This window comes from Kocuria sp. CPCC 205258, from assembly GCF_040981005.1.
GTDB lineage: Bacteria > Actinomycetota > Actinomycetes > Actinomycetales > Micrococcaceae > Kocuria > Kocuria rosea.
In genome coordinates, this window is the sequence record NZ_JAVKPS010000002.1 from 312,225 (window position 1) to 335,966 (window position 23,742).

Below are 23,742 nucleotides of genomic sequence, written 5' to 3' on the forward strand. Positions count from 1 at the left end.
GAATGGAAACCATGAAGTTCAACGTCCAGCGCGTGCTGACCCCCGCCTACCTGACCTCCGTCGCCCTCGTCGTGGTCGGAGTGGTCCTCGGTCTGGCGTGGTACCCCGTCGCGGCGTGGCTGTTCGTGCTCGCCGGTCTCGCGCTCAACGCGATGGCCGTGTCGGTCACCGAGATCAACGACGCCCCGCGCCGTCGTCCGGCCCTCGACCCCCGCGACGGCGACCGCGGTGGCGACGGCGAGCTCGTCGAGGACCGGGACGAGGACCTCGGGGACGCGCTCCCGCCGGAGTCGGCGGCACGCCGCGCGCCCGTCGAGCCGGACGCCGAGACCGCCGCCACCCCGACCGTCCCGCACTCCGGTTCGAGCCCCCTGCGGGAGCGGCGCTGACCCCGTCACCGGCCGGAAGGGCGGCCGGACCGCGCGCAGAGGAGTCACGGGCACCGCAGCACCTCGCCGGGGGCTGTGGTGGCCGTCATGGTAAATTCGGGGCGATGACCAGCCCCAGGAACCACGCCCACGGCCGCGGCCCCGCCGTGCCGCCGGGCCGCGTGCTGTCCTCGGCGGTCCGGTGCGTGTCCAACGGGACGAACGGCTACCTGAACTCCTGGGGGCCGCTGCTCTCCGGATGCCCCCGGGACGCCTGAGCACTCCGGCCGGGACACCGGCCGGCGCGGCCGGTCAGTCGACGGCCGAGTCCACCTCGTTCCCATCCCACCGACCGGACGGTTGCCAGGCGTGTCCCTCCTGATCATTCTTGCTCTCACCACCCTGCTGTGCCCTGCGGCGGCCGTCCTGGGCCGCCGGGCGGGCCGTGACGCCGGTTGGCCGCTCGCCGCGGGCCTCCTCGTGCTCGCCGGTGCGCTGGTCGCGGTGTGGAACGGCCGGGGGGACGCCGACGCGGTCTCCCAGCAGATCCCGTGGATGCCGACCCTGGGCGTGACCTTCCACCTGCGGCTCGACGGGCTCGGGCTGTTCTTCGGCCTCATCGTGCTGGTCATCGGCGCGGTGGTCATCGGCTACTCGGCCCGCTACCTCGCCAAGGGCTCGCACAGCGCCTTCTACACCCTGATGACGTTCTTCGCCGCGGCGATGCTCGGGCTGGTCCTGGCCGACGACGTGGTCCTGCTGTTCGTGATGTGGGAGTTCACCACGCTGTGCTCCTTCCTGCTCATCGCCCGCTCCGGCCCGCACGCCAAGGACCCGGCGATCCGGACCTTCTTGGTGACCATGGCCGGCGGGCTGTGCCTGCTCGCCGCGGTGGTCGCGATGTGGGTGACCACCGGCACCACGCGCCTCAGCGACATCCTCGTCGACGACGTGTGGTCCACGTCCCCCGGGTTCGCCGCGTTCGTCGCGGTGCTGATCGCCCTCGCCGCCTTCACCAAGTCCGCGCAGTTCCCCTTCCACGCCTGGCTGCCCGACGCCATGGTCGCGATCACCCCCGTGAGCGCCTACCTGCACGCGGCGGCCATGGTGAAGGCCGGCATCTACCTCATGCTGCGCTTCTCCACGGCCCTCAGCGAGGTGCCGGTGTGGAACGTCCTGCTGATCTCCGTGGGCCTGTTCACCGCCCTGATGGGGGCGGTGTTCGCGCTGCAGCGCAACGACCTCAAGGAGCTGCTCGCCTACTCCACCGTGAGCCAGCTGGGCTTCCTGACGGCGACCATCGGCATCGGCACCTCCTACGCGGTGGTGGGGGCCGTGGTGCACGTGGCGGCCCACGCGCTGTTCAAGTCGGCGCTGTTCATGTCCCTGGGGGTCGTCGACCACCAGGCCGGCAGCCGAGACATCCGCAAGCTCTCCGGGCTGGCGCGGACGATGCCCGTCACGGCCGTCGTGATGACGCTGGCGGCGGTCTCCATGGCCGGGGTCGTCCCGCTGTTCGGGTTCGTCTCCAAGGAGGCCATGTTCAAGGCCATGGCGGAGAGCCCGGCGCCCACCGCGGCGGTGTGGCTCGTGGGCGCCGTGGCGGTCCTGGCCGCGTCCTTCACCTTCGCCTACTCGGCACGGATGATCATCACGATCTTCCCCGGCCGCCCCGCCCAGGACCCGCCGAAGGAGGCCTCCGCGGCCTTCCTGGCGCCCGTGGCCCTGGTCTCCGTGGCCGGTCTGGTGCTGGGACTGGGGGGCGTGCTGGCCGAGCCGCTGCTCGGTGCCGCCTCCGCCGCCGTGGCCGGGCCCGACGCCGAGCCCCACCTGGGGCTGTGGCACGGCCTCGCCCCCGAGCTGTACATGTCCTTGGCGGTCTTCACCCTGGGCACGATCCTGGTGCTCGCCCGGAGGAGCGTGGACCGGCTCCTGGACCGGGAGCTGTCGCCCATCACCGGGGTGGGCACGGTCGAGGCGCTGCGCGGCGGCTCCGTTTCCCTGGGCGCGTGGATCGGCGGCCTCACCCGCGCCGACGCCCCCTACCGGCACCTGGTCCCGCCCGTGGTCGTGCTGGTGGCGCTGACGGTCGTCGGCGTGTTCACGGTCGACGTCCCGCCGCTGCACGGGGACGTGACGCGCCCCCTGGACTGGGTCCTGCTCGGCGTGGTCCTGGTCGGGGTGCTCCTGGCCCTGGGCGTGCGCAGCCGGATCGCCCTCGTGACGATCATCGGCGTGGTGGGCTTCGCGGTCGCGCTGTGGTTCTACGAGCTCGGCGCCGCGGACGTGGCGCTGACCCAGCTGCTGGTCGAGATCCTCACCGTGGTGGTGATCGTCCTGCTGCTCAACCGCCTGCCCTCCACCTTCCACCGGACCGGGAAGCGGCGGTCGACCACGGCGGCCGTCGTCGCGGTCCTCGCGGGCACCTCCGCCGCCGTGGCCACGTGGGCGCTCACCGGCCGGCGCGGGCTCTCCGACGCGGGCCAGTACTTCCTCGCGGAGGCCAAGACGGAGACCGGCGGGTCGAACGTGGTGAACACGATCCTCGTGGACTTCCGCGCCCTGGACACCCTCGGCGAGCTCACCGTCCTGGGCGTGGCCGGCATCGCGATCGTCGTGGCCCTGGAGTCGCGGGGGCTGCTGCCCAAGCTGCACAGTCCCATCACGGAGCCGCCCGGGTCGCCGATCAGCGACGCCCGGGACAACACCATGGTCCTGCGGGTCACCGAGCGCCTGCTCGGGCCGGTCATCGTGGTCCTGTCCCTCTTCTTCCTGCTCCGCGGGCACTACCACCCCGGCGGCGGGTTCATCGCGGCCCTCATCGGTGCCGCGGGCATCTCCCTGGTCTATCTCTCGGCGCAGGACGACCGGGTCAGCCGGCTCGGCCTGCCCTACGTGAAGCTCATCGGCGCTGGGGTCGCCGTGGCGGTGGTCGTGGGCCTCCTGGGCCTGGCCGAGGGCTCCTTCCTGCGCGCGCTGCACTTCGACGTGTTCGGGGTCGCGATCACCACGGCGCTGTTCTTCGACGTCGGCGTGTACCTCGCGGTGGTCGGCGTGATCCTCGCCGCGGTCAGCCGTCTCGGCGTGGAGGAGAAGGAACCACCGCCCCTGCGGCGGGTGGGCTCCACCGCGGTGGACGGTCCCGCCCCCCGCTCCACCCCCACCACGGACGAGCCGCACCACCCCAGCACGGCGCCCATGGACCTCAGCAGCATCCGGGTCCTCGACCGGAGTCCCGGACGGCCTTCCGGGGCGTCCGCCGAGCACCCCGACCGACCCCGAGGAGACGATTCCTGATGGCACTCGCACTGACCGTGGGCGTGCTCATCGGTGGCGGCGTCTTCATGATGCTGCGGCGCGGCATGGTCCGCCTGATCATCGGCTTCGCCCTCCTCAGCCACGGGGTGAACCTGCTGATCATGTCCACCGGCGGCATCGACCGCCGCGGTGAGCCCCTCGGTTCCTCCCCGGACCCGGCGACCACGGCGGACGCCCTGCCGCAGGCCTTCGTGCTGACGGCGATCGTCATCGCGTTCGCCATCACCATGTACATGCTCGTGCTCGCCGTGACCGGCGACGAGGACGACGACACCGATCTCGAGCTCACCGGCCGGGAGATGGAGACCCCTGACCTGATGGACGACCCCGCAGACAGCGCCGGGACGCACGGCGACGCCCCCGCGGACCCGGATCCGGTGGGCACCCGCCCCGAGCAGCGCCCGGGGCGGGGTGGTCGCGCATGAGCGCGGACCTGATCCCGTTCTTCGTCATCGTCCCGCTGCTGGCCGCCGGTCTGCTGGTGCTCGCCGGCGGCTCCGGGCGGATCGGCAAGGCGGGGCTGCTCGCCGTCCTCGGGGCGGACGTGGTGTGGGCCGTGTGGCTCGTGGCCACCCTCCTGGACGGCGGCACCGTGCTGGCCCACCGGGTCAGCGGCTGGCCCGCCGGCATCGCCATCCCCTTCGCGGCCGATCTGTTCACCGCCCTCATGCTCACCGCGACCGGCTTCGTGACCCTGGTCAGCTCCTGGTTCGGGGTGGTCTCGGGGCAGGCGGAGAAGCGCTACTTCGGCCCCCTGGTGCTCGTGCTCACGGCCGGCTTCAACGGAGCCCTGCTCACGGCGGACCTGTTCAACCTGTTCGTGTTCATCGAGGTCATGCTCGTGCCGTCCTACGCGCTGATCATCCTGGCCCACCGCGGCCGGGGACGGCTGATGCAGGTCACGTCCTCGCGGATCTACGTGAGCGTCAACCTGCTGGCCTCCACGATCTTCCTCGCGGGGGTGGGGCTCGTCTACGGCACGGCCGGCACCGTGAACCTCGCCGAGCTGGCGGGCCGGGCCGCGGAGTCCACCGCCGTGGCCGTGTCGGTCGCCGTGACTCTCGTCGCCCTGGCCGTGAAGGCGGCAGTGGTCCCGGTGCACGGGTGGCTGGCGCGCACGTACCCGTTCATGTCACCCACCGTCACCGCCCTGTTCTCGGGGCTGCACACGAAGATCGCGGTCTACGCGATCTACCGGATCTACGCCGTGATCTTCGACGGCGCGGAGCAGTACCTGTGGATCGGGCTGGTGGTCTTCACCGTCTCGATGGTGGTCGGTGTGCTCGGCGCCGTGGGGGAGCGGGACGCGCGGGCGATCCTCGCCTACTCCACCGTGAGCCAGATCGGCTACATCCTGCTGGGCGTCGCCCTGTTCGGGGCCGCCGGACTCACCGCGGGGATCTTCTTCCTGCTGCACCACACGGTGGTGAAGGTGTCCCTGTTCCTGTCCACCGGCGCGGTGGAGATCGCCTACGGGCGGCAGCCGCTGGGCGAGGTCACGGGACTGCTGCGGCGGGAGCCGCTCACCGCCGTGGTGTTCTTCGCCGCCGCCATGTCCCTGACCGGCATCCCGCCGTTCTCGGGGTTCGTGGCCAAGCTGGCGCTGATCCTGGCCGCGTTCGAGGAGCAGCAGGTCGTGGTGGCCCTCGTGGCGGTCGGCGTCAGCCTGTTCACGCTCCTGTACCTGCTCAAGATCTGGGGGAAGATGTTCCTGGGGAATCCGGAGGACTCGTCGAGCGAGGTCGTCGCCGCGGTCGGCACGAAGGAGCGCCGCATCTCGGTGGGCCTCATCGCACCGGCCCTCGTCCTGGCGGTCGTCACCCTCGTCCTCGGTGTGGGCGGTGAGCTGCTGCTGGGCGTCGCCGCCACGGCGGCGGACGGGCTCGTGGACACGAGCGCGTTCGTGGAGGCGGTGGTGAACTCGTGAAGTGGTTGACCTGGCCGCTGCGCCTGATCGGCTTCCTGCTCTGGTACGCCTGGGAGCTGGTCCTCTCCAACATCGCGGTGACCCGCGACGTGCTCACCCCGGGCCAGGGGTCCTCGCCCATCGTGATCCGCTACCGGACCCGGTGCCGCAGCGAGTTCGAGACGGTCCTGCTCAGCGTGCTCATCTCCCTGACCCCGGGGACGCTGACCCTGGCCACCGTGGCCCGGCCTCCCGAGGGCTCGCACAGCGCCGCGTCCGACGCGGGCGCGGGGGACGACGGGGCCGCCGGCACGGAGCAGTACGACATCTTCGTGCACGCCATGTACTCGGACGGACCGCAGGACGCCCGGTCGAGCCTGCAGGAGATGGAGACCCACATGCTGAACGGCATCCGACCGGGAGGGGGACCCCGATGATCGGCATCCTCTTCGGCGTGCTCGTGCTCGCCGCCTCCGTCCTCGTCGCCGGGGTGCGGATGTTCCGCGGACCCAACGACGCCAACCGGGCCATCGCCGCGGACCTGCTGTTCTTCGCCGTGGTGGGGCTCATCGCCCTGTTCGGCGTGCTGGCGATGAGCCCCCCGGTCTTCGACCTGGTCCTCATCGCCACCCTCGTGGGCTTCCTGGCGACCCTGTCCCTGGCCCGCGCACTGACCAAGGGGAGGCGATGAGTGTGGACTTCGACCCGATCATGCACGACACCCTGTGGATGAGCGTGGTGGGGCAGGCGTTCATCGTCCTGGGCTCGCTGATCTTCCTCACCGCCACGGTGGGGATCATCCGGTTCCCCGACCTCTACACCCGGTCCTCGGCGATCGCCACGGCCGCGGGCCTCGGCGTCTCGTTCGTCCTCACCGGGGCGTTCTTCTTCCTGCCCGGCGTGGAGAACGCGGTGAAGCTGCTCGCCGCGGTGGTCCTGCAGCTCGTGACCTCGGCCGTGGGCAGCATGGCGCTGGCCCGGTCCGGGTACCTCATCGGCTCGGCGGTCTACTCACCGACCCACCACAACGAGCTGGAGGAGCGCACCGGGGACGAGGCCGGACGCCCCGGCGAGGACGTCCGGCCGTGACCGGACGCGTGCACAGCGTCAACGTGGGACGGTCCGAGGTCCATCCCGCCCGGCCGAACCGCGCCACCGGCATCCGCAAGCACCCCGTGGACGGACCGGTGGAGGTCCGCGATCCGGGCCCCCGCAGGGGCGGTCTCGGCTCGGGCCTGACCGGGGACTTCATCGGGGACGGCAAGTACCACGGTGGCACGGACCAGGCCGTGTACGCGTTCGCGCGCGAGGAGCTGGACTTCTGGGCGCAGGAGCTGGGGCGGGAGATCCCCGACGGCTCCTTCGGGGAGAACCTCACGCTCTCGGGCGTCGACGTCGACGACGCGCGGCTGGGCGACGTCTGGCGCATCGGCGGGGTGCTGCTGCAGGTCACGGACGCCCGCATCCCCTGCGGCACGTTCCGCGCGAGCATGGAGGTGCGCGGCTGGCTGCGCCGCTTCACGGAGCGGGGCCGCTCCGGGGCCTACCTCAAGGTCCTGGAGCCGGGCACGCTGCGGGCCGGTCTGCCGGTCGAGCTCACCCGCCGCGCCGGGCACGGGGTGGGCGTGGCGGACGCCTTCCGGGCCCAGACCACGGAGCGGCACCGGATGCCGGAGCTGCTCCGGGCGGGGGAGGACCTGTGCGAGCAGCTCCGGCTGCGGGTCGAGAAGGAGCAGCGGGCGGCCGACCGGCGCGACGGCCGAGCCGCCACCGCCCTCAGTTGAGGGCTGCGCCCCGGTAGACCTGCGCGACCTGCTCCTCCGAGAGCCGGGTGTCGATCACGGTGGTGCCCTCCGGGTCGTCGCGCAGGAAACGGACGGGCCCGTGCGAGCCGGTCTCCAGGAGGAGCGCGGCGTCGGCGTCGTAGAGGGCCTCCACGGAGGTGCTGAAGCGCTCCCCCCGCACCGGGGTCACGGACAGCTCGAGCCGGGCGCGGACACGGCCGCCGCCCGTCCCCGCATCCGCCGCCGTGCTCCCGTCCGTGCGTCCGGCGGCGGACGCGTCCTCGGCGACCGGCTCGAGGGCGATCTCCCGGACGACGCCCACGCCGTGCTCCACGACGTTCGCCAGGCGGGCGCCCAGCCGGCCCTGCGCGGTGCTGAAGGCGCGCTTGAGCCGGGCCGTCCACCACAGGGCCGTGGCCACCAGCACCACGGCGACGAGGGCGAGGTAGAGCACCGAGCCGGACCGGGACCACTGCTGCCACAGCAGGACCACGGCGAGCGCGGTCAGCACCGGGACCACCAGCAGCAGCGACGTGCCCAGGCGCTCGCCCAGGGAGGGGCGGTCGGGCGCCCCTCCCTCGCCGGGAGCGGTGCGCAGCCGCCGCATGACCTGGACGTCGAAGTCGCGGTCGTCCGCGGGTACGGGCCGGGGCCAGGTGCCGAGGGAGTCCATGGGTTCCATTATGGGGCGCGCTCGGCGGACGTGTTCCCATGAGGCGTCAAGGACCGGCTCGTAGAATCGGGCCATGACCGAGACCCGATGGCTGTCCCCCGAGGAGCGCGAGGCCTGGCTGGCGCTCGTCTCCATCATGTTCACGCTGCCCGGCAGCATCGAGTCCCAGCTGCAGGCGGAGGCGGACCTCAGCCTGGCCGAGTACCTGGTGCTCGCGATGCTCTCGGAGGCCCCCGACCGGCGCCGGCGCATGTCGGACCTCGCGGCGGCCACCAACACCTCCCAGTCCCGGTTGTCCCGGATCGTCGCGCGTCTCGAGCGGGACGGCCTGGTGGTGCGCGCCGGTGGGGAGCAGGACAAGCGGGTGGTGCTCGCGGAGATCACCGACCGCGGCCTGGAGCGGGTCCAGCAGGTGGCCCCGGGCCACGTGGAGCACGTCCGGCGGACGGTGATCGACCGGCTGACGCCGGTGCAGGTCCAGCAGCTCGCGCTGATCGGCCGCATGGTCGACGACGCCGCGGCCGGCCCCACGGCCCGGGGACTGGCCTCGGACCAGCCGTGACACCGGGCCCCTTCACCTAGAAACTTGACACGGAAAGTATCTGCCCCTACTGTGGTGACATGTCCACAACACAGGTGCCGCAGCGCACGTCCTCCGCCCGTTCCTCCGCCCCCACCGTCCCCACCGCCGACTCTTCGGCCGCGACCCTCGGCCTGACCGTCCTGCGCGTCGTCCTCGGCACCACGTTCCTCCTGCACGGCTGGCAGAAGGTCACCGAGTGGACCGTCGCCGGCACCCAGGCCTCCTTCGCCCAGATGGGCGTCCCGGCGGCCGAGCTCGCCGCGCCCGTCGCGGCCGTCCTCGAGCTCGTGGGCGGGCTGATGCTCCTCCTGGGTCTCGGCACCCGCGTGGTCGCCGCCCTGCTCGCCCTGACCATGCTGGGCGCCCTCGTGCTGGTGCACCTTCCCGCGGGCTTCTTCGCCGCCGACGGCGGGGTCGAGCTCGTCCTGCTCCTCGCCGCCGCGTCCGTCCTCTTCGTCCTGGCCGGTGCCGGCCGCTGGTCGCTGGACCACCTGGTCGCGGCGCGGCGCCGCGGGTCCGCCCGGGCCTGACCCCTTCCCGCCGACGTCCCGGCTGCTCCGCCGCGCCGGAGCGACCCGCCCCCGACCGCAGCACCCTGCGGCGCGGGGGCCCGTCGTCGTCCGGCGTTCCGTCGGCGGGCCGCGGTGGGCGGGCGCGGACGTGTCGGCGCGGCCGCGTAAAATCAGTGGCGGCGCGGCGCGCACGACCACCACGGTGCCGCGCCTGGTGCAGCGCGGGCGATCCCCGCAGATCGGGGTTGGCCGCATGAGCATGCAGAACTCGCCGTACATGGTGCTGTGGCGCACCGTCCAGGGTCAGGACGTCAAGGACCGGAAGATCGACCGGGGCACGCTCCGGCGCATCGTCGTCTTCGCGCGCCCGCACAAGACCAGGCTCATGGTGTTCCTGGTGATCTCGGTGCTCACGGCGCTGCTGGGCGTGGTCACCCCGATCCTGGCCGGCGACGTGGTCCGTGCGATCAACGCCGGGGACGCGGTCTCCGTGGTGGTCTGGCTCGCGGTGGCCATCGCCGCCGTGGCGGTCGTGGACGCGGGGCTGAGCATCCTCAACCGGTGGCTCTCCTCCCTGATCGGCGAGGGGCTCATCCTGGACCTGCGCACCGCCGTCTACGACCACGTGCAGCGGATGCCCATCGCCTTTTTCACCCGCACGCGCACCGGGGCCCTGGTCTCCCGGCTCAACAACGACGTCATCGGCGCCCAGCGGGCGTTCTCCAACACGCTCTCCGGCGTGGTGAGCAACATCGTCTCCCTGATCCTGACCGTCGTCGTCATGGTCTCGATCTCGTGGCAGGTCACCGCGCTGTCCGTGCTGCTGTTGCCGATCTTCCTGGTCCCGGCCCGGGCCATGGGTGGGCGCCTGGCGAACCTCCAGCGGGAGGCGGCCCAGCACAACGCGTCCATGTCCACGCAGATGACCGAACGGTTCTCCGCCGGCGGCGCCACCCTGGTCAAGCTCTTCGGCCGGCCCGACGCCGAGGCCGCCGAGTTCGCCCGCCGCGCCGGCCGCGTCCGGGACATCGGCGTGCGGGTGGCGATGCTGCAGACCGTGTTCGTCACGGCCCTGACGCTGGTCTCGGCGCTCGCCCTGGCGCTCGTCTACGGGCTCGGCGGCGCGCAGGCGATCCTCGGCAACCTGGACGCCGGCGCGGTCGTGACCCTCGCCCTGCTCCTCACCCGGCTGTACACCCCGCTGACCATGCTCGCGAACGCCCGGATGGACGTCATGAGCGCCGTGGTGAGCTTCGAGCGGGTCTTCGAGATCCTCGACCTCGTCCCCCTGATCCAGGAGCGGCCCGGGGCCCGGTCGCTGCCCGCCGGGCCCGCGTCGGTGGAGTTCGACGACGTCCGGTTCGCCTACCCCTCCGCCGAGGAGGTCTCGCTCGCCTCGCTCGAGGACGTCGCGGTGCTCGACACCCGGGGCGGCGAGGAGGTGCTGCACGGCGTGGGCTTCACCGTCCTGCCGGGGCAGACGGTGGCCCTCGTGGGGTCCTCCGGCGCGGGCAAGTCGACGATCGCCCAGCTCGTGGCCCGGCTCTACGACGTCACCTCGGGGGCCGTCCGGATCGGGGGCACGGACGTGCGGGACGCCACCTTCGCCTCGCTGCGGGAGACCATCGGGATGGTGACCCAGGACGGGCACCTGTTCCACGAGTCGATCCGGGACAACCTCGCCCTGGTGAAGCCGGAGGCCACGGACGAGCAGCTGTGGGACGCCCTGGCCCGGGCCCGCATGGAGCACGTGATCCGTGCCCTCCCGGACGGGCTGGACACCGTGGTGGGCGAGCGCGGCTACCGGCTCTCCGGCGGCGAGCGGCAGCGGCTGACCATCGCCCGCCTGCTGCTCGCGGCCCCGCGCGTGGTGATCCTCGACGAGGCCACCTCGGCGCTGGACTCCACCAACGAGGCCTACGTCCAGGCGGCACTGGGCGAGGCGATGGAGGGGCGCACCGCCCTGGTCATCGCCCACCGGCTCTCGACCATCCGCTCCGCCGACCAGATCCTGGTGGTCGAGGACGGCCGGATCGTGGAGCGGGGCCGGCACGCCGAGCTCCTCGCCGTGAGCGGGCGCTACGCGGAGCTCTACGAGACGCAGTTCGCGGACCAGGAGGTCTGACCGGTGCTCGACGACGCCGTGGCGCGCCTCGGCGTGGACGCCCCGGGGGCGCTGGCGGTGGTGGCCTCGGCCGTGGGGATCTATCTGGCGTTCCTGCTCATGGTGCGGGTCCTGGGGCAGCGCGTGCTGTCCCGGCTGTCGACCTTCGACGCGGTCGTGGTGGTCATGCTCGGTGCCGTGGCCGGGCGCGCGGTCCTGGGGGACACGCCCACGCTCGCCGCGGGCGTGCTGGGGCTCGGCACGCTGTTCGCGCTCGAGGCGGGCTTCGGCCGGCTCCGCGCGGGGATCCGCGTGTCGGCGCTGATGAACAACCGGGCCGTGCTGCTGATGGCCGGCGAACGGGTGCTGGAGGCCAACCTCCGCCGGGTCCACGTGGTGGAGTCCGAGCTCTTCGGCGCGCTGCGGGGCGCCGGGGTGCGCAGCCCCGACGAGGTCGCGTGCGTGGTCTTCGAGGCCGCCGGCACGATCAGCGTCCTCCGGCGCGGCACGCCGGTCGACCCCCGGCTGCTCGAGGGCGTCCGGGACGCCCACCTGGTCCCGGCGGACCTCCTGCGGGAGCCGGGCCGGGGCTGAGGACCGCGCACGGCGTCACGGGGTGGCCCGACCGAGCTCGGTCACCACCTCGCCGGTCGCGGTCGAGTCGTCGCGCAGCATCCAGCCCATGCGCTTGTGGGTCCGCACCCCCACGTCGGACTCGACCACCTGGACCCCCGGCGCGGCGGCCTGCAGCTCCGCCTCCACGTCGAAGATGTCCCCGGGGGTGCGCAGCCAGAGCAGGAAGGTGAGGTTGGTGTCGCCCGTGGTCGAGGCGCACAGGCGCAGCGTCCGGTGGGAGCGCAGGCAGCGCACGGCCGCCTCGAGCTGCGCCGGCGGCACCCGGACGTACCACTGGCAGGACACCGGGTAGCCGGAGTGCTGCTGGGCCAGTTCGCAGCGGAGAGCCACGAGGCCGGTCTCGAGCGCCTGGCGCAGGTGCCGGGCCGCCGTCGTCGGGTGGGTCCCGGTCGCGGCGGCGATCTGCGCGGCGGTGGCCCGCCCGTCGGCCTGGAGCACGGCCGTCATCTCCTCGAGGTGGGCGGGGACGGCGCCGTGCGGGCGGTGCGCCTCCGAGCGCAGGGCGCTCACGCGGCGCTGCTGCTCCGGGGACAGCACGTCCAGACGCCAGTTGCTGCCGATGGCGTGGAGCCGGGTGGCCACCGTGAGCTGGGCCCGCAGGATCGCCGGATCGGCGCGCACCAGCGGCAGCACGTCCCGGGTCATCTGCTCCCAGCTGCGGGTGAGGACGGTGAGCCGGACGTCCCAGGCGCGCGCGGACTCCTCCACGGTGCCGATCTCGGGGACGGCGCACAGCCGCTCCAGCACCTCCGCCCGGCGGCCCGGGCGGCACTCGAGGCCGATGAAGGTGGCGCAGCCCTGCGTGCCGGAGGTGCCCAGGTGGGCGGTGACCCAGCTGCGGCCGTCGGCCCGGAGCCGGTCCCAGCGGGCGGCCAGCGTGGTGGGGTGGCGGCCGAGCGCGGCCCCCAGCTGGGTCCAGGACGCCCGCGGCGCGATCTGCAGGGCGTGCACGAGCTCGAGGTCCTCCGGGGGCAGCTCCATGCTCATTCCTTCGGTCGAGAGTGCATTTGGTGCAGTTTATCGAAGATGTCCGGTGACAGTGATCGGCGTCACGTCACGCTCGGAGCAGAGATCCGCCGGCGACGGACTCCTCGTGGCCCCGCCTCTCGTTCCCCGCCGATCCGACCACCTCCGGGAGTTCCCATGAACCTGCGCACCGCTGTCGACGGCGCCTCCACCGACATCCTGTCCGTGGCCAACCTGCCCGTGCTGTGGATCTGCGCCCTCGGCGTCTTCGCCGTCATCGTCGTGCAGACCGTCATCTACGTCCGGGCCGCCCGTGTGGCGGCCCCCGCCGCCGGGGTGAGCCCGGCGGAGCTGAGGACCTCCTTCCGCGCCGGGGCGGTCTCGGCGATCGGGCCGTCCCTGGCCGTGGCCCTGGTGGCCGTCGCGCTGCTGACCGTCTTCGGCGCTCCCGCCGTGCTGGTGCGGATCGGACTGATCGGGTCGGTGTCCTTCGAGACCGGTGCGGCCAGCATCGCCGCCGGCACCATGGGCGCCGACCTGGGCGGCCCGACCTACACGCAGGGCGTCTTCGCCGTGGCGTTCATGGCGATGAGCCTGGGCGGGGCGATGTGGATGCTCGCCACGCTGGTCCTCACCCCGCTGCTCAAGCGCGGCGACGTCAGCCTGCGCAAGGTCAACCCCGCCGTGATGACCGTGGTCCCCGGGGCGGCCCTGCTCGGGGCGTTCTTCGCCCTCGGGCTCGGGGAGCTGCCGAAGTCGGGCAACCACGTGGTGGCCTTCCTCGCCTCCGCGGCCGTGATGGCGGTGTGCCTGGGCATCGCCAAGGCCCTCCGGGCGCAGTGGATCCGCGAGTGGGCGCTGGGCATCGCCATCCTGACCGCGCTGGTCGTCACCTACGCCGCCGTCGGCGCCGGTGTCTTCCCGACCGCCTGAGACCGATCGTCTGAGACCGACCGCCTGAGCCCGTGCCCGAGACCGTGCGTCAGACCCACCGAAGGACTTCTGCCATGACCACCGTGAACCCCGCCGCCGTCCCCGCCCTGGAGCAGTTCGACGCGACCACCGCCCGCTGGGGCCGGCTGACGATGATCGCCGGGCTGCTCTTCGCCCTGGCCGGTCCCGCCTACCTCGTGCTCTTCTCCGGCCTGGACGTGGACCAGGCCCGGATCTGGACCGCCCTGCTGGCCATCGCCGGCACCTTCGGGGTGCTCTGGATCGTGGAGCCGCTGACCTACTACCCGATCCTGGGCCAGGCCTCGATGTACCAGGCCTTCATGATCGGCAACATCTCCAACAAGCTGCTGCCCTCGGCGCTGATCGCCCAGTCCGCCATCGGTGCGAAGCCCGGCACCCGCCGCGGGGAGCTGGCGGCGGTGATGGCGATCAGCGGAGCGGCCATGGTGCACCTGGTCTCGCTGCTCGTCCTGGTCGGTCTCCTGGGCTCCTGGCTGGTGAGCGTCGTGCCCGCCGACGTCGTCGCCGTGGTCCAGACCTACATCCTGCCGTCGGTGCTGGGCGCGGTGCTCGTGCAGGCCGTCGTCTCGACCCGCAACCTGCGGATGACGGTGACCGCCGGCGTCGTCGCCGCGGCTGTCGTGTTCCTGCTGGTGCCGACCGTGCCCACCCTGGCGTTCTTCGGCACCGCCATCGCGGTGATCGCCACAGCTGTGCTGGCATGGTTCCTGCGCGACAGGTCGGCCGAGGCCGATCCCGTCGCGCCCCAGCCGGAGGCCTCTTCCGACGACCTCCGCATCGGCTAACACCGTTCTCCCGAAAGGACACCGCACCATGAGCACCACCACGGACCTCCAGCTGACCGACGACCTGCGCCGGCGGATGCACCTGCTGTACCGCGAGCTGCACGCCCACCCGGAGCTGTCCATGCAGGAGCACGCCACCGCGGCGCTGCTCGAGCAGCGGCTCACCGCCCTGGGCATCGAGAACTTCCGCTGCGGCGGCACCGGGGTGGTCGGGGTGCTGCGCAACGGGGACGGGCCCACGGTGGCCTTCCGCGCCGACACCGACGGCCTGCCCCTGGCCGAGGACACCGGTCTGGACTACGCCAGCACCGCCACCGGGCGGCTGGAGGACGGCACCGAGGTCCCCGTGATGCACGGGTGCGGCCACGACACGCACATGGCCGCCCTGCTGACGGCCGCCGAGCTGCTGGCCGGCGCGCGGGAGGCCTGGGCCGGGACCGTGGTGCTCGTGTTCCAGCCCGGGGAGGAGACCGCCGCCGGCGCCCGGGCGATGCTCGAGGACGGGCTGTGGGAGCGGGTGCCGCTGCCGGAGGTCGTTCTCGGCCAGCACGTGATGCCCTCCCGGGCCGGCACGGTCAGCTGGGCTGCGGGCGACGTCATGACGATGGCCGACTCCTGGCGGGTCACCGTCCACGGCAAGGGGGCCCACGCGTCCCAGCCGCAGGACGCCACCGACCCGATCGTGCTCGGGGCGCACATGATCACCCGGATCCAGACCATCGTCTCCCGCGAGATCGACGCGCGCCGGGCCGCGGTGGTCACCGTGGCGACCTTCCACGGCGGGCTCAAGGAGAACATCATCCCGGCCTCGGCCGAGTTCACGCTCAACGTGCGCACCTTCGACCCCGCCGTCCGGGACCACGTCCTGGGCGCGCTGCGGCGCATCATCGCCGCGGAGGCGGCGGCCTCGGGGGCCCCGGAGCCCACCATCGAGGAGCTCTCGACCTTCCCCCGCAACTACAACGACCCGGCGGCCACGGCCGCTCTCGTCGAGCGCTTCCGCGAGGTGCTGGGGGAGGACAACGTGGTGGAGGTCGAACCGATGATGGGCTCGGAGGACTTCGGGGCCCTCGGCGCGGCGATCGGGGTGCCCTCGGTGTTCTGGATGTTCGGCGGCCACGACGGAGCCGTCCTCGAGGGGGAGGGGCCCGTGCCGGTGAACCACTCGCCGTTCTTCGCCCCGGCGATCGAGCCGACGCTCTCCACCGGGGTGCGGACCGCCCTCACCGCGATCCTCTCCCGCGTGGGCGGCTGACCCCTCCCGGGTTCCCCCCCCCCCCCCCGGGGGTCAGGGGATGATGTGCTCGGCCCGGTAGCGGTCGAAGAGGCCGGTGAAGCAGTCCCGGGTGCGGCGGTAGCCGGTGAACCCGGCCAGCCGGCTCTTGCTCATGTCGGCGACCACCTCGATGGGCCGGCCGAGGTCGGCGTCGGTGTGCCACCAGGAGGCCACGCGGGCGAGGTCGGGCTCCGCGAGCCCGTGCTGGGCGACGATCCGGGCCCAGACGTCCTCGGCGCCGCGCATCTGCTGCTCCAGCGGCCGCGGTGCGTCCTGGTAGCCCTCCCACTCGAGTCCGAACCAGGCGGCCAGCGCCGGCCACATCCGGCGCCAGCGGAAGACGTCGCCGTTGACCACGTTGTAGGCCTCGTTCCCGGCGGCCTCCTCGGTGGCGGCCCAGACCATGTGCTCGGCCAGCAGGGACCCGTCGGTCATGTCGGTCAGGCTGTTCCACTGGACCTCGGAGCCGGGGAACACGAACGGGCGGCTCGTCTCCCGGCAGATCGCCGCCTGCGCGGCCAGGGTCAGCCCCATGTTCATGGCGTTGCCCACCGCGTGGCCGATGACCGTGTGCGCCCGGTGCACGGACCAGCGGAAGCCCTGGCGGCCGGCGGCCGCCCAGAGCTCGTCCTCCTGGGCGTAGTAGAAGTTCTCCACCGGCAGGCGCGGCTCCTCCTCGAGGAAGGGGGTGTCGGGCATGTCCCCCTTGCCGTAGGCCTCGAAGGGGCCCAGGTAGTGCTTGAGCCCCGTCATCAGCGCCACGTGCTCCACCGGGGCGTGGGCCAGGGCGGCCAGGAGGTTGCGGACCATCCCGGCGTTGACCTCGATGTTCTCCTTCTCGGTGGCCTGGCGGGACCAGGCGGTGAAGAACACGTGCGTGGGCCGCTCCCCGGCCAGGGCCGCGGCCAGGCTCTCGGGGGAGCGGAGATCGGCGCCGAGGTGCCGGGCCGAGCTGCCGGGGACGGAATTCCGGGAGAGCGCGAGCACGTCCCAGTCCTCGGTGCGGGTCAGCTGCTCGACGATCGCCGAACCGGCGATGCCGCTGGCCCCCACCACCAGGGCGGTGGGACGCTGCGGGGAACGGGTGTCCTGGGCGGGGGCTGTCACGGTGCGGTCTCGTCTCCTCGGTGGGTGCCAACGCTGCTCGCCGGTCCGCACGGACAGGACCGTCCGGGCCGACGGGCTCAGCGTCTCACGGTCAGCACTCCACGACGTTCACGGCGAGTCCGCCCAGGGCGGTCTCCTTGTACTTGTGGCTCATGTCCTTGCCGGTCTCGCGCATGGTCACGATGACCTCGTCGAGGCTGACCCGGTGGGTGCCGTCGCCCCACATCGCCATCTTGGCGGCGTTGATCGCCTTGGCCGCGGCGATCGCGTTGCGCTCGATGCAGGGGATCTGCACCAGTCCGCCGATGGGGTCGCAGGTCAGCCCGAGGTTGTGCTCCATGGCGATCTCCGCGGCGTTCTCCACCTGGGCCGGGGTCCCGTCCAGGACCTCGGCGAGGCCGGCGGCGGCCATCGAGGAGGCGGAGCCGACCTCGCCCTGGCACCCCACCTCGGCCCCGGAGATCGAGGCCTGCTCCTTGTAGAGCACCCCGACCGCCCCGGCCGTGAGCAGGAAGCGGACCACGATGTCCCGCCGGGCGGCCGCGAGCGCCTCGGGGCCCTCCGCGGCGGCGGCGCGGGCGGCGGGGGAGTAGTGGGTGGCGTAGAACAGCACCGCCGGGATGATGCCGGCCGCCCCGTTGGTGGGGGCGGTGACCACGCGTCCGCCGGAGGCGTTCTCCTCGTTGACCGCCAGGGCCACGAGGTTCACCCACTCCGGCCAGAAGCCCGGGTCCCGGTCCGGGTCCTCGGTGCGCAGGCGCCGGTGCCACTCGGGGGCGCGGCGGGCCACGTTCAGCCCGCCCGGCAGCGGGCCGGTGCGCCGGAGGCTGGAGTCCTTGCACTCCTCCATCACGGTCCAGATGTGCAGCAGCTGCTGCCGGATCTCGTCCTCGTCGCGCCAGGTCCGCTCGTTGGCCAGCATCACCCCGCTGATCGGCAGGCCGGTGCGCTCGCAGTGGGCCAGCAGCTGTGCGGCGGTGCGGAAGGGGTGGGGCACCTGGGCGCTGGCGGCGTCCAGCTCGGCCGCGGCGGCGTCCTCCTGGCCCTCGCGGACGATGAACCCGCCGCCCACGGAGAACCAGGTCTCGTCGGCCAGCACGGCGCCGGAGCCGTCCAGGGCCTGGAAGCGCATGCCGTTGGTGTGCCGCTCCAGGACGGTCAGCGGGTGCTGCACCATGTCCTCGACCCGGTAGGGGAGGTCCTTGCGCTGCCCGAGGGCCGCGCACAGCCGCAGCGTCCCGGTCTCGGCGAGGTCGGCGAGCCGCTCGTCCACCTCGGCGGGCAGCACGGTCTCGGGGTCGTAGCCCTCCAGGCCGAGCAGGATCGCGGTGAAGGTGCCGTGGCCCCGGCCGGTCGCGGCCAGCGACCCGTAGACGTCCACGCGCAGGTCCGCGGTGCGCTCCAGCAGCCCGCTCCCGGTCAGGGTCTCGGCGAAGCGCCGTGCGGCGCGCATGGGGCCGACGGTGTGGGAGCTCGAGGGGCCGATGCCCACGGTGAACAGTTCGAAGACGCTGATGGCCATGAGGGTGATGCTCCAAAGGAGGTGGTGCCCCGGTGCGGGGCGGTGGTGGGTGGAACGGTCGTGGTGCGGGCCGGGACCCGGCCCGCACCACGGTCCTCGACGGTACCCGGGCGCGGCCGGTGCTCAGCCCTGTTCTTCCTGGGCCTGCTCGTACTGCTCGGCGGTGAGCAGCTCGCCCTCGCCGGTGACCTCCACGGTGAACAGCCAGCCGTCCCCGTACGGGTCGGAGTTCACCAGGCCGGGCTCGTCGACGACGGCCGCGTTGACGTCCACCACCGTGCCGGAGACCGGGGCGAAGAGCTCGGAGACGGACTTGGTGGACTCCACCTCGCCGCAGACCTCGCCGGCGGTCACGGTGGCGCCGGCCTCGGGCAGGTCGAGGTAGACGACGTCGCCGAGGGCGTCGACGGCGACCGCGGACAGGCCGACTTTCACGGGGGAGGACTCGTCCACCCACTCGTGCTCGGCGGAGTAGCGCAGGTGGGACGGGATGTTGCTCATGATCGAGAACCTTTCAGCAGGAGGGGAGGACGACGGGTGGTGGAACGGGCTGCCGGAGCCGGCCGGGTCACTGCCCGCGCTGGTAGAACGGCAGGGACACGACCTCGAACGGGACCGGCTTGCCGCGCAGGTCGACCTGCACCTCGGTGCCGGGCTCGGCGTGCGCGTTGTCGACGTAGGCCATGGCGATGGGGTAGCCCAGGGTCGGGCTGAGCGCCCCCGAGGTGACCTCGCCGACGACCTCGCCGTCCACGCTGATCGGGTAGTGGCCGCGGGCCGCGCGCCGGCCCTCGCCCCGCAGGCCGACCAGCTTGCGGTCCGTCCCGGCGCCCCTGCGGGCCTCCAGGGCCGTGCGGCCCACGAAGTCCTCCTCCTTCTTGAAGGAGACGACCGGGCCGAGACCGGCCTCGTAGGGCGTGAGGTCCAGGGTGAGCTCCTGGCCGTAGAGCGGCATCCCGGCCTCCAGGCGCAGGGAGTCGCGGCAGGCGAGGCCGCAGGGGACGAGCCCGTGGCCCTGCCCGGCCTCCAGGAGCTTCCGCCACAGGGACACCGCCTGGGCGTCGGGCACGTAGAGCTCGAACCCGTCCTCCCCGGTGTAGCCGGTGCGGGCGAGCAGCACGTCGGTCCCGGCGACGGTGACCGGCGCGGCCGAGTAGTACTTCAGCTCGGCGACCAGCTCCTGCTGCTCGGCGGGGACGAGCTCCTGCAGGATCGCCTGCGCGGCGGGGCCCTGGACGGCGACCAGCGAGGTGTCGGCGGACTCGTCGGCCACGGTGACGTCGAAGCCGGCGGCCCGCTCCTGGAGGGCGGCGAGCACGGTCGGCGCGTTGCCGGCGTTGGGCACCACCAGGTACTCCTGCTCGGCCAGCCGGTAGCTGATCAGGTCGTCGATGATCCCGCCCTCGGGGGTGCAGATGAGGGAGTACTTGGCCCGGCCCACGGCGATGGCGGCGAGGTTGCCCACCAGGGCCGTGTTCAGGAAGGCCGCCGCGTCCGGGCCGGTCACCCGGATCTCCCCCATGTGGGAGAGGTCGAACAGACCGGCGGCGGTGCGCACGGCGCGGTGCTCGGCCAGCTCGGAGCCGTACTTCAGGGGCATGTCCCAGCCGCCGAAGTCGGTGAAGGACGCCCCCAGCGCGGCGTGCTCGTCGTGCAGGGCGGTGTGGCGGGAGGTGGTGCTGACGCTCATGTCGTGCCTTTCGTGGCGGTGCGGTGCCGGATCAGTTCTCGAAGGCCTCGGGGGCCGGGCAGGAGCAGATCAGGTTGCGGTCCCCGGCGGCGCCGTCGATGCGGCCCACCGGCGGGAAGTACTTGTCCTGGCGCAGCTCCGGGACGGGGAAGGCGCCCTGCTCGCGGGGATAGCGGCGGTCCCAGTCGCTCGTGGCCACGACCTCGGCGGTGTGCGGGGCGTGGCGCAGGGGGCTGTCCTCGGCGCTGAGCTCACCGCGGGCGACCTGCTCGATCTCCTCGCGGATGGTGGTCATCGCGGTGATGAACCGGTCGATCTCGGCGAGGTCCTCGGACTCGGTCGGCTCGACCATCAGCGTCCCGGCCACCGGGAAGGAGAGGGTCGGGGCGTGGAACCCGAAGTCGATCAGCCGCTTGGCCACGTCCTCGGCGGTCACCTTGGTGCGGGCCGTGAGCGGCCGCAGGTCCAGGATGCACTCGTGGGCGACCAGCCCGTTGTTGCCGGTGTAGAGCACCGGGTAGTGCTCGTCGAGCGCGGCGGCGACGTAGTTCGCCGTCAGGAGCGCGGTCTGCGTGGCCCGGGTGAGGCCGTCGCCGCCCATCATCGCGATGTAGGCCCAGGAGATCGGCAGCACGCCGGCCGAGCCGAACATCGTGGCGGAGATCGGCGCCCCGGACTCCCCGTCCGTCTCGGCGCGGGTGGCGTCGCCGGGCAGGAACGGGGCCAGGTGCGCGGCCACCGCCACGGGGCCCACGCCGGGCCCGCCGCCGCCGTGCGGGATGCAGAAGGTCTTGTGCAGGTTCAGGTGGGAGACGTCCCCGCCGAACTTCCCCGGCTGGGCCAGCCCGACCAGGGCGTTGAGGTTGGCCCCGTCGAGGTACACCTGCCCGCCGGCGGCGTGGACGGCGTCGCAGACCAGGCGCACGTCGGCGTCGTAGACCCCGTGGGTGGAGGGGTACGTGATCATGATGGCGGCCAGCTGGTCGCGGTGGGCCTCGATCTTCGCCTCGAGGTCGGCGTGGTCGATCGTGCCGTCGCCGGCCGTCTTCACCACGACGACCTTCATGCCGGCCAGGACCGCGGAGGCGGCGTTGGTGCCGTGGGCCGAGGCGGGGATGAGGCACACGGTGCGCTGCTCCTCGCCGCGGGACCGGTGGTAGCCGCGGATGGCTAGCAGGCCCGCCAGCTCGCCCTGGGAACCGGCGTTGGGCTGGAGGGACACGGCCGCGTAGCCGGTGATCTCCTCCAGGCGGCCCTCCAGGTCGGCGATCAGCTCGCGCCAGCCGGTGGTCTGGTGGGCCGGGGCCAGCGGGTGGATCGAGGCGAACTCGGGCCAGCTCATGGCCGCCATCTCGGCGGTGGCGTTGAGCTTCATGGTGCAGGAGCCCAGCGGGATCATCGTCCGGTCCAGGGCCAGGTCCCGGTTCTCCAGGCGCCGCAGGTAGCGCAGCATCTGCGTCTCGGAGCGGTGGGTGGAGAACACCGGGTGGGTGAGGAACTCCGTGGTGCGCCGCAGCCCGGCGTCCAGCTCCGGGCCGCGCGGCCCGGCGGCGACCGCCGCGGCGGCGTCCGCCACGCCGAAGGCCTCGGCGACGAGCACGAGGTGCTGCTCCGTGGTCGCCTCGTCGCAGGAGATCCCCACGTGGTCCGCGTCGACGAGCCGCAGGTTCACGCCGCGGCCCTCGGCCGCGCGGACCACCTGCTCCGCCCGGCCGGGGACCCGCACGGTGAGGGTGTCGAAGAACTGCTCCGCGACGAGCTCGTGGCCGGCGCCCTGCAGCACGGTGGCCAGGGTGCGGGCGCGGTCGTGCACGCGCCGGGCGATGGCCTTCAGCCCCTCCGGGCCGTGGTAGACGGCGTACATGCCGGCCACGACGGCCAGCAGGGCCTGGGCGGTGCAGATGTTGGAGGTGGCCTTCTCCCGGCGGATGTGCTGCTCGCGCGTCTGCAGCGCCAGGCGGTAGGCGGCCCGTCCCGTGGCGTCCTTGGAGACGCCCACCAGGCGGCCGGGCAGGTTCCGCTCCAGGCCGGAGCGCACCGCCATGTAGGCGGCGTGCGGACCGCCGAAGAACAGGGGGACCCCGAAGCGCTGGGAAGAGCCCACCGCGATGTCCGCGCCCTGCTCGCCGGGCGGGGTGATCAGCGTCAGGGCCAGCAGGTCGGCCGCGACCGTGACCATCGCCCCGCGCTCCTTGGCCTCGGCGATCACCGCGGCGTGGTCGACGACCCGCCCGGAGACCCCGGGCTGCTGCAGGACCACGCCGGTGATCTCGCCCTCGGGCAGGCCCGCCGTCAGATCGGCGACCTGCACGGCGAAGCCCAGCGCCTCGGCGCGGGCCATCACCACGGCCAGGGTCTGCGGCAGGGTGTCGGCGTCGACCACGATCGCGCCGTTGCCGCGGGCCTTGTTGGCCCGGCGCATCAGGAGCACGGCCTCGACCACCGCCGTGGCCTCGTCCAGCAGCGAGGCGTTGGCCACCGGCAGCCCCGTGAGGTCGGAGACCATGGTCTGGAAGTTCAGCAGCGCCTCGAGGCGGCCCTGGGAGATCTCGGGCTGGTAGGGGGTGTAGGCGGTGTACCAGCCCGGGGACTCCAGCACGTTGCGCAGGATCACCGGGGGCGTGTGGGTGTCGTAGTAGCCCTGCCCGATCATCTGCACGGCCGTGGTGTTGCGGTCCGCGAAGGCGCGCAGCTGCTCGAGCACCTCCTGCTCGCTGAGCGCCGCGGGCAGGTCCAGAGGGGTGTTCTGCCGGATGTCGGCGGGCACGGCGGCGTCCGCCAGGTCGTCGAGGCTGGTGCGGCCCACGCGGGCGAGCATGGTCCGGACGGCGTCGGAGCCGGCACCGATGTGCCGGTCGGCGAAGACGGTGGTCGGGGACGTGGTGGCGAGCTGGATCGTCATGAGGAACTCCCGGGTGCTGCACGCCAGGGCGGCGTGGATCGGTTCGAGTTCCTCCCCGCTCTGTCTGGGACCTGAGAGATTCCGCGGCCGGGGGCCGCTTGCACCGTCGGTGAGTCCGGCGACGCGCGCCGGGCTGCTTTCCAGAGTTGCCGATCCGTGGTGGTACGGGGGCCTGAGAGTTTCCTGGGGAGGAATTGCTCCTACGGCGCCCGCCGGTCCGAGTGCACCGGCGGGACTCTCCCACCACGGTTCATGGGCGTCTTCTGCTCCCAGGATAGCCGGAGCCGGAAAGAGGTGTCCACCGTCACGCGGGGGACCCCGGCCGTGCCGGGGGAGCCGTCCGGCGGATCGGCCCGGCGGCTCAGCTCTTGAGCGACCAGAAGCGGCGGTCGCGGTCCCACTGCACCGTGCCGCCGTGGGCCTTGCGGAACTCCGCGAGGACCACCTTGCTGATCCCGGTGTGCCCGTTCTCCAGGGTCCGGACCCACTCGGGGCCGAAGGTCCCGGGGATGTCCTGGACAGCCTGGTCCTGGGACAGCCTTCCCTCGGTCCGGATGCGGTCGATCATCCAGGTGGCGATGTCCTGTGCGCTCGTCATGATCCGAGCCTACGCGGCTCCGCACCCGTCGCCGGCA

General features: G+C 72.9%; 24 protein-coding genes and 1 riboswitch. Of the genes, 16 read left to right on the forward strand and 8 right to left on the reverse strand.

Going from position 1 to position 23,742, the window contains the following annotated elements:
- The first annotated feature begins 11 nt into the window (after window positions 1–11).
- The 9 genes from RF644_RS04770 to RF644_RS04810 all read left to right on the forward strand — a co-directional run bounded on the left by RF644_RS04770 (window position 12) and on the right by RF644_RS04810 (window position 7,376).
- Window positions 12–389 carry a hypothetical protein gene (locus RF644_RS04770; protein WP_368795607.1) on the forward strand — a complete coding sequence of 126 codons (378 nt, stop codon included), beginning with the start codon at window positions 12–14 and terminating at the stop codon, window positions 387–389.
- Between the two features lie 104 nt (window positions 390–493).
- The gene (locus tag RF644_RS04775; protein ID WP_154676753.1) at window positions 494–646 is read left to right on the forward strand and encodes a hypothetical protein; all 153 of its coding nucleotides are present in this window, start codon (window positions 494–496) and stop codon (window positions 644–646) included.
- 91 nt (window positions 647–737) lie between these two features.
- Window positions 738–3,665 (forward strand): DUF4040 family protein, encoded by a 2,928-nt coding sequence (locus tag RF644_RS04780; protein ID WP_368795608.1) that lies wholly within the window; start codon window positions 738–740, stop codon window positions 3,663–3,665.
- A complete protein-coding gene (locus RF644_RS04785) occupies window positions 3,665–4,111 on the forward strand; it encodes a sodium:proton antiporter (protein WP_368795609.1) in 447 nt (148 codons plus the stop codon). Before RF644_RS04780 ends, RF644_RS04785 begins: the two co-directional genes overlap by 1 nt.
- Window positions 4,108–5,613: a monovalent cation/H+ antiporter subunit D family protein gene (locus tag RF644_RS04790; protein WP_368795610.1), complete on the forward strand. Its 1,506-nt coding sequence runs from the start codon at window positions 4,108–4,110 to the stop codon at window positions 5,611–5,613. Before RF644_RS04785 ends, RF644_RS04790 begins: the two co-directional genes overlap by 4 nt.
- Window positions 5,610–6,029, forward strand: a complete 420-nt coding sequence (locus RF644_RS04795; RefSeq protein ID WP_368795611.1) for a Na+/H+ antiporter subunit E — start codon at window positions 5,610–5,612, stop codon at window positions 6,027–6,029. Before RF644_RS04790 ends, RF644_RS04795 begins: the two co-directional genes overlap by 4 nt.
- Window positions 6,026–6,283 (forward strand): monovalent cation/H+ antiporter complex subunit F, encoded by a 258-nt coding sequence (locus tag RF644_RS04800; RefSeq protein WP_133409601.1) that lies wholly within the window; start codon window positions 6,026–6,028, stop codon window positions 6,281–6,283. Before RF644_RS04795 ends, RF644_RS04800 begins: the two co-directional genes overlap by 4 nt.
- On the forward strand, window positions 6,280–6,681 hold the full coding sequence (locus RF644_RS04805; RefSeq protein WP_368795612.1) for a cation:proton antiporter: 402 nt from the start codon (window positions 6,280–6,282) through the stop codon (window positions 6,679–6,681). Before RF644_RS04800 ends, RF644_RS04805 begins: the two co-directional genes overlap by 4 nt.
- Complete coding sequence (locus RF644_RS04810) at window positions 6,678–7,376, forward strand: MOSC domain-containing protein (protein ID WP_368795613.1); 699 nt, start codon at window positions 6,678–6,680, stop codon at window positions 7,374–7,376. Before RF644_RS04805 ends, RF644_RS04810 begins: the two co-directional genes overlap by 4 nt.
- Here RF644_RS04810 and RF644_RS04815 read toward each other — a convergent pair.
- Window positions 7,369–8,049: a hypothetical protein gene (locus tag RF644_RS04815; protein WP_368795614.1), complete on the reverse strand. Its 681-nt coding sequence runs from the start codon at window positions 8,047–8,049 to the stop codon at window positions 7,369–7,371. The genes RF644_RS04810 and RF644_RS04815 overlap by 8 nt on opposite strands.
- 73 nt (window positions 8,050–8,122) lie before the next feature.
- Here RF644_RS04815 and RF644_RS04820 point away from each other — a divergent pair, with 73 nt between their 5' ends.
- The 4 genes from RF644_RS04820 to RF644_RS04835 all read left to right on the forward strand — a co-directional run bounded on the left by RF644_RS04820 (window position 8,123) and on the right by RF644_RS04835 (window position 11,842).
- Complete coding sequence (locus tag RF644_RS04820) at window positions 8,123–8,611, forward strand: MarR family winged helix-turn-helix transcriptional regulator (protein ID WP_017831721.1); 489 nt, start codon at window positions 8,123–8,125, stop codon at window positions 8,609–8,611.
- Window positions 8,612–8,670: 59 nt separating this feature from the next.
- The gene (locus RF644_RS04825) at window positions 8,671–9,162 is read left to right on the forward strand and encodes a DoxX family protein (protein ID WP_081615660.1); all 492 of its coding nucleotides are present in this window, start codon (window positions 8,671–8,673) and stop codon (window positions 9,160–9,162) included.
- A gap of 259 nt (window positions 9,163–9,421) precedes the next feature.
- The gene (locus RF644_RS04830) at window positions 9,422–11,269 is read left to right on the forward strand and encodes an ABC transporter ATP-binding protein (RefSeq protein ID WP_368795804.1); all 1,848 of its coding nucleotides are present in this window, start codon (window positions 9,422–9,424) and stop codon (window positions 11,267–11,269) included.
- A 3-nt stretch (window positions 11,270–11,272) separates the two neighbouring features.
- On the forward strand, window positions 11,273–11,842 hold the full coding sequence (locus RF644_RS04835) for a DUF421 domain-containing protein (protein WP_017831724.1): 570 nt from the start codon (window positions 11,273–11,275) through the stop codon (window positions 11,840–11,842).
- A 15-nt stretch (window positions 11,843–11,857) separates the two neighbouring features.
- Here the strand turns inward: RF644_RS04835 and RF644_RS04840 are convergent, their stop codons facing one another.
- The gene (locus RF644_RS04840) at window positions 11,858–12,865 is read right to left on the reverse strand and encodes an AsnC family transcriptional regulator (protein WP_368795615.1); all 1,008 of its coding nucleotides are present in this window, start codon (window positions 12,863–12,865) and stop codon (window positions 11,858–11,860) included.
- Window positions 12,866–13,027: 162 nt separating this feature from the next.
- Here RF644_RS04840 and RF644_RS04845 point away from each other — a divergent pair, with 162 nt between their 5' ends.
- The 3 genes from RF644_RS04845 to RF644_RS04855 all read left to right on the forward strand — a co-directional run bounded on the left by RF644_RS04845 (window position 13,028) and on the right by RF644_RS04855 (window position 15,865).
- Complete coding sequence (locus tag RF644_RS04845) at window positions 13,028–13,783, forward strand: DUF5058 family protein (RefSeq protein ID WP_368795616.1); 756 nt, start codon at window positions 13,028–13,030, stop codon at window positions 13,781–13,783.
- A gap of 74 nt (window positions 13,784–13,857) precedes the next feature.
- The gene (locus RF644_RS04850; RefSeq protein WP_035924306.1) at window positions 13,858–14,610 is read left to right on the forward strand and encodes a hypothetical protein; all 753 of its coding nucleotides are present in this window, start codon (window positions 13,858–13,860) and stop codon (window positions 14,608–14,610) included.
- 28 nt (window positions 14,611–14,638) lie between these two features.
- Window positions 14,639–15,865, forward strand: coding sequence for an amidohydrolase (locus RF644_RS04855; RefSeq protein WP_368795617.1), 1,227 nt, complete (start codon window positions 14,639–14,641; stop codon window positions 15,863–15,865).
- Between the two features lie 33 nt (window positions 15,866–15,898).
- Here the strand turns inward: RF644_RS04855 and RF644_RS04860 are convergent, their stop codons facing one another.
- The 6 genes from RF644_RS04860 to RF644_RS04885 form a co-directional block, all read right to left on the reverse strand.
- Window positions 15,899–16,993, reverse strand: coding sequence for an SDR family oxidoreductase (locus tag RF644_RS04860; RefSeq protein WP_368795618.1), 1,095 nt, complete (start codon window positions 16,991–16,993; stop codon window positions 15,899–15,901).
- 91 nt (window positions 16,994–17,084) lie between these two features.
- Window positions 17,085–18,515, reverse strand: a complete 1,431-nt coding sequence (locus tag RF644_RS04865; RefSeq protein ID WP_368795619.1) for an L-serine ammonia-lyase — start codon at window positions 18,513–18,515, stop codon at window positions 17,085–17,087.
- Window positions 18,516–18,638: 123 nt separating this feature from the next.
- On the reverse strand, window positions 18,639–19,016 hold the full coding sequence (gene gcvH, locus RF644_RS04870) for a glycine cleavage system protein GcvH (protein WP_368795620.1): 378 nt from the start codon (window positions 19,014–19,016) through the stop codon (window positions 18,639–18,641).
- Between the two features lie 67 nt (window positions 19,017–19,083).
- Window positions 19,084–20,205, reverse strand: a complete 1,122-nt coding sequence (gene gcvT, locus RF644_RS04875; RefSeq protein ID WP_109221596.1) for a glycine cleavage system aminomethyltransferase GcvT — start codon at window positions 20,203–20,205, stop codon at window positions 19,084–19,086.
- 31 nt (window positions 20,206–20,236) lie between these two features.
- Complete coding sequence (gene gcvP / locus RF644_RS04880; protein ID WP_368795621.1) at window positions 20,237–23,107, reverse strand: aminomethyl-transferring glycine dehydrogenase; 2,871 nt, start codon at window positions 23,105–23,107, stop codon at window positions 20,237–20,239.
- 150 nt (window positions 23,108–23,257) lie between these two features.
- Window positions 23,258–23,360, reverse strand: a riboswitch (glycine riboswitch).
- Window positions 23,361–23,468: 108 nt separating this feature from the next.
- Window positions 23,469–23,705: a hypothetical protein gene (locus RF644_RS04885; protein WP_368795622.1), complete on the reverse strand. Its 237-nt coding sequence runs from the start codon at window positions 23,703–23,705 to the stop codon at window positions 23,469–23,471.
- Between the last annotated feature and the right edge of the window lie 37 nt (window positions 23,706–23,742).

Excerpts from the sequence above, each read along its gene's own strand:
- RF644_RS04820 (WP_017831721.1), top strand. The coding sequence starts at position 8,123 with ATGACCGAGACCCGATGGCTGTCCCCCGAGGAGCGCGAGGCCTGGCTG.
- RF644_RS04825 (WP_081615660.1), top strand. The coding sequence starts at position 8,671 with ATGTCCACAACACAGGTGCCGCAGCGCACGTCCTCCGCCCGTTCCTCC.
- RF644_RS04775 (WP_154676753.1), top strand. The coding sequence starts at position 494 with ATGACCAGCCCCAGGAACCACGCCCACGGCCGCGGCCCCGCCGTGCCG.
- RF644_RS04785 (WP_368795609.1), top strand. The coding sequence starts at position 3,665 with ATGGCACTCGCACTGACCGTGGGCGTGCTCATCGGTGGCGGCGTCTTC.
- gcvP (WP_368795621.1), bottom strand. The coding sequence starts at position 23,107 with ATGACGATCCAGCTCGCCACCACGTCCCCGACCACCGTCTTCGCCGAC.
- RF644_RS04865 (WP_368795619.1), bottom strand. The coding sequence starts at position 18,515 with ATGGCCATCAGCGTCTTCGAACTGTTCACCGTGGGCATCGGCCCCTCG.
- RF644_RS04830 (WP_368795804.1), top strand. The coding sequence starts at position 9,422 with ATGGTGCTGTGGCGCACCGTCCAGGGTCAGGACGTCAAGGACCGGAAG.
- gcvH (WP_368795620.1), bottom strand. The coding sequence starts at position 19,016 with ATGAGCAACATCCCGTCCCACCTGCGCTACTCCGCCGAGCACGAGTGG.
- gcvT (WP_109221596.1), bottom strand. The coding sequence starts at position 20,205 with ATGAGCGTCAGCACCACCTCCCGCCACACCGCCCTGCACGACGAGCAC.
- RF644_RS04845 (WP_368795616.1), top strand. The coding sequence starts at position 13,028 with ATGAACCTGCGCACCGCTGTCGACGGCGCCTCCACCGACATCCTGTCC.
- RF644_RS04815 (WP_368795614.1), bottom strand. The coding sequence starts at position 8,049 with ATGGACTCCCTCGGCACCTGGCCCCGGCCCGTACCCGCGGACGACCGC.
- RF644_RS04840 (WP_368795615.1), bottom strand. The coding sequence starts at position 12,865 with ATGGAGCTGCCCCCGGAGGACCTCGAGCTCGTGCACGCCCTGCAGATC.
- RF644_RS04790 (WP_368795610.1), top strand. The coding sequence starts at position 4,108 with ATGAGCGCGGACCTGATCCCGTTCTTCGTCATCGTCCCGCTGCTGGCC.
- RF644_RS04885 (WP_368795622.1), bottom strand. The coding sequence starts at position 23,705 with ATGACGAGCGCACAGGACATCGCCACCTGGATGATCGACCGCATCCGG.
- RF644_RS04855 (WP_368795617.1), top strand. The coding sequence starts at position 14,639 with ATGAGCACCACCACGGACCTCCAGCTGACCGACGACCTGCGCCGGCGG.
- RF644_RS04805 (WP_368795612.1), top strand. The coding sequence starts at position 6,280 with ATGAGTGTGGACTTCGACCCGATCATGCACGACACCCTGTGGATGAGC.
- RF644_RS04800 (WP_133409601.1), top strand. The coding sequence starts at position 6,026 with ATGATCGGCATCCTCTTCGGCGTGCTCGTGCTCGCCGCCTCCGTCCTC.
- RF644_RS04850 (WP_035924306.1), top strand. The coding sequence starts at position 13,858 with ATGACCACCGTGAACCCCGCCGCCGTCCCCGCCCTGGAGCAGTTCGAC.
- RF644_RS04770 (WP_368795607.1), top strand. The coding sequence starts at position 12 with ATGAAGTTCAACGTCCAGCGCGTGCTGACCCCCGCCTACCTGACCTCC.